General features: G+C 64.8%; 4 protein-coding genes. All 4 read left to right on the plus strand.

The features are described 5' to 3' along the window. The coding region (locus tag Q8N40_RS26285) for a copper chaperone PCu(A)C (protein WP_305713888.1) at positions 1–483 on the plus strand (483 nt) is incomplete at its 5' end. A gap of 8 nt (positions 484–491) precedes the next feature. Beyond that, the gene (locus tag Q8N40_RS26290; RefSeq protein WP_305713889.1) at positions 492–1,007 is read left to right on the plus strand and encodes a YcnI family protein; all 516 of its coding nucleotides are present in this window, start codon (positions 492–494) and stop codon (positions 1,005–1,007) included. Between the two features lie 11 nt (positions 1,008–1,018). Then, positions 1,019–2,593, plus strand: a complete 1,575-nt coding sequence (locus tag Q8N40_RS26295) for a CopD family protein (RefSeq protein ID WP_305713890.1) — start codon at positions 1,019–1,021, stop codon at positions 2,591–2,593. A gap of 205 nt (positions 2,594–2,798) precedes the next feature. Beyond that, the coding region (gene proS, locus Q8N40_RS26300; protein ID WP_305713891.1) for a proline--tRNA ligase at positions 2,799–3,718 on the plus strand (920 nt) is incomplete at its 3' end.

The raw sequence follows: 3,718 nt of genomic DNA on the forward strand, positions 1-3,718 counted from the left end.
TTGCTGGTCGCGCCCGCGGGCGCGCAGGAAATCAAGGCCGGCGATCTCGTGATCAGCCAGGCCTGGAGCCGCGCCACCCCGGGCGGGGCGAAAGTCGCCGGCGGCTATCTCAACATCGAGAACAAGGGCGCCGTCGCGGACCGGCTGGTCGGCGGCTCGGCCGATGTGGCCGGTAAGTTTGAAGTCCACGAGATGGCCATGAAGAATGGCGTCATGACGATGCGTCCGCTCGACAAGGGACTCGTCATCGAGCCCGGCAAGACCATCAAGCTCGCGCCCGGCGGCTATCACCTGATGCTGATGGATCTCAAGGGGCCGCTCAAGCAGGGTGACAAGGTGCCGGTGACGCTCGATTTCGAGAAGGCCGGCAAGGTGAAGGTTTCGTTCGACGTGCAGGGTGTGGGCGCGCAGGCGCCGGCCGGCGCGGATCATTCGGGCCATGACATGAAACACGCGCCCGGTCATTCCGGCATGAAGAAGTGAGGCGGATCATGTCGAAGATCATCCTTATCGCCGCCGTCGCCACGCTCGCGGTCTGGCCGGCCGCCGCGCATGTCTCGCTGGAAAACCGTCAGGCAGCCATCGGTGCCGGTTACAAGGCGGTTTTCACGGTGCCGCATGGCTGCGCAGGTTCGCCGACGACAAAAATCCGCGTGCAAATCCCCGAAGGCGTGATCGCCGTAAAGCCGATGCCGAAGGCCGGCTGGAGCGTCGAGGCGATCAGCGGCAAGTACGCCAACGAGTACAGCTTTCACGGCAAGAAATTCTCCGAAGGCGTCAAGGAAGTGGTGTGGAGCGGCGGCAAGCTGGCCGACAGCCACTACGATGAGTTCGTCATGAGCACCTTTCTGACCGGCGGCCTCAAGGCCAACACCACGCTGTATTTTCCGGTGGTGCAGGAATGCGAGCAGGGGGTCAGCCGCTGGATCGACATCCCGGCGCCGGGCGCCGGCCATTCCCATGACGACAAATCACCGGCGCCGGGCGTCAAGCTGATGCCGAAATAAGGCTCTCGCGGATGCGCCTGATCGCCGGTTTGGCCATGCTGCTGTCGGCGCTCTGTCTTGCCACCGGCGCATCCGCGCATGCCACGCTGGTTTCGACTGATCCCGGCGACGGCAGTATTTTGGCGCTGGCGCCGAAGTCCGTTCAATTGCGCTTCAACGAGGCGGTGACGCCGACGGTGGTCCGCGTGATCGATGCCGCCGGCACCACGCGCGACGACGTGACGGTGCGCGTCGCCGGCAATAGCATCATCGTCACGCTGCCGGACAACCTGCCGCGCGGGACCCAGGTGATCAGTTACCGCGTCACCTCGGAAGACGGCCATCCGGTCGCGGGCGCGATGGTGTTTTCGATCGGCGCAGCGACCGGGGCTGTGGCGAGCGAGAGCCGCGCCGGCTCGGTCAACAGCCTGATCTGGCTGGCGCGGACCGGGGTCTATCTCGGCCTGTTGGTGGGTGTCGGGGGCGCGTTTTTCATATTCTGGATTGGCCGGATGCCCGTGGGCGCGAGGCTGGTCAGCGCGGCGCTGGTGGCGGGTCTGGTCAGCGCGGTGGCGGCGCTCGGGCTTCAGGGCCTCGACTTGCTGGATTTGCCGCCGGCGAGCCTGCTGACGGCAGCGCCGTGGAAGGCCGCCGCGGCCACCAGCCTGTTTCAGTCGCTGCTGATCGCGATGCTGGCGATGACCGCCGGCATCGCTGCGTTGCGTAGCGAGGGGGCAAGTCGCGCCAGGGTGCTGTCGGGGTTCGCACTTGTGGGCGTCGGCCTGTCGCTCGCTTCCAGCGGACATGCCGCGACGGCGACGCCGCAATGGCTGACCGCCCCGGCGGTTTTCCTGCACGGCGTGGGTGCAGCTTTTTGGGTCGGCGCGCTGGCGCCGCTGGCGGCGATGGCATGGAGGTCGGCGCAACCACTGCTTCCGGCCCTGAACCGGTTCTCGCATGCCGCGATCTTGGTGGTGGCCATGCTGGTACTGACGGGGCTGGCGCTGGCCATCGTCCAGCTCGGGAGCTTTGGCGCGTTGATCGGCAGCCCATACGGCATCGTCCTGTCGATCAAGCTGACGCTGGTCGCGGCACTGCTCGGGCTCGCGGCGCTCAACCGTTTTCGGCTGACATCGGCCCTTGCGATCAATCCCCAAAACACCCGGCCGCTGCGGCGATCGATCCTGGCCGAGTGCGTCATCGCTTGCGCTGTTCTGGCCGTCGTGGCCGGCTGGCGCTTCACGCCGCCGCCGCGCGTGCTGGTTGCTGCTGCCGCGCCGCCGCTGGCGCTCCATATCCATACCGGGAAGGCGATGTTCCAGGTGCTGGTTTCACCGGGCAGAGTGGGCATCGACCATTTTGTCCTGCAGTTGATGGACGGCGAGGGCACGCTGCTGGCGGCCAAGGAAGCGACCCTGACGCTGAGCCTGCCGGAGCGCGGCATCGAGCCGTTCGAGCGCAAGGCCGTGCTGGGCGCCGACGGCTATTGGTCGGTCCGCGACGTCGCGATCCCCTTTGCCGGCCGCTGGCATCTGCGCATCGACGCCCTGGTAACGGATTTCGAGAAGATCACGCTGGAAGACGATCTGGATGTGCCTGAGCGCTGAGGGGTTTCGCAGGATTTCCAAGAGGAATCCGGACGCCATCCGCCAAGCCGCGTTCGCGCCTTAATCGCAAGGTCAATTGGACTGGCAAAAGTGACGCGTAATCCGCTGTTTTCGCGGCTTTTTCCGACCCCGCCCTTGTGTTTTTGCAGCCGATCCGGTTTCACTGGCACGCATCCCGTGTCTCCCCGATTCTTCTGGTGTCCTCATGCGATTGTCGCGGTTCTTTCTGCCCATCCTCAAGGAGAATCCGAAGGAAGCCGAGATCGTCTCGCATCGCCTGATGCTGCGCGCGGGCATGATGCGGCAGGAGGCGGCAGGCATCTATGCCTGGCTGCCGCTGGGGTTGAGGGTGCTGAAGAAGATCGAGCAGATCGTCCGCGAGGAACAGAACCGCGCCGGCGCCATCGAACTGTTGATGCCGACCCTGCAACTGGCCGACCTGTGGCGCGAAAGCGGCCGTTACGATGCCTATGGTCCGGAAATGCTGCGCATCACCGACCGCCACAAGCGCGAGTTGCTGTATGGACCCACCAACGAGGAAATGATCACCGGGATCTTTCGCTCCTATGTGAAGTCCTACAGGAGCCTGCCGCTCAACCTCTATCATATTCAATGGAAATTCCGCGACGAACAGCGTCCGCGTTTCGGCGTGATGCGCGGCCGCGAATTCCTGATGAAGGATGCCTATTCCTTCGATGTCGACGAGGCCGCGGCACGGCGCTCCTACAACCGGATGTTCGTCGCCTATCTGCGCACCTTCGCCCGGATGGGATTGAAGGCGATCCCGATGCGCGCCGAGACCGGCCCGATCGGCGGCGATCTCAGCCACGAATTCATCGTGCTGGCGGAAACCGGCGAGTCCGCGGTCTATTGCGACAGCGACGTGCTCCATCTGCCGGTGCCCGGCGATGATATCGATTACGATGATGACCTCGCCCCGATCATCAAGCAGTGGACCTCGGTTTACGCCGCGACCGAGGACGTGCACGACGCCGCGCGTTTCGACAGCGAAGTGCCCGCCGACAAGAAGCTGCAGACCCGGGGCATCGAGGTCGGCCAGATCTTCTATTTCGGAACCAAATATTCCGACTCGATGAAGGCCCTGGTGGCAGGCTCCGACGGCGC

This window comes from Bradyrhizobium sp. (assembly GCF_030693485.1).
In the GTDB taxonomy this organism is placed as follows: Bacteria; Pseudomonadota; Alphaproteobacteria; order Rhizobiales; family Xanthobacteraceae; genus Bradyrhizobium.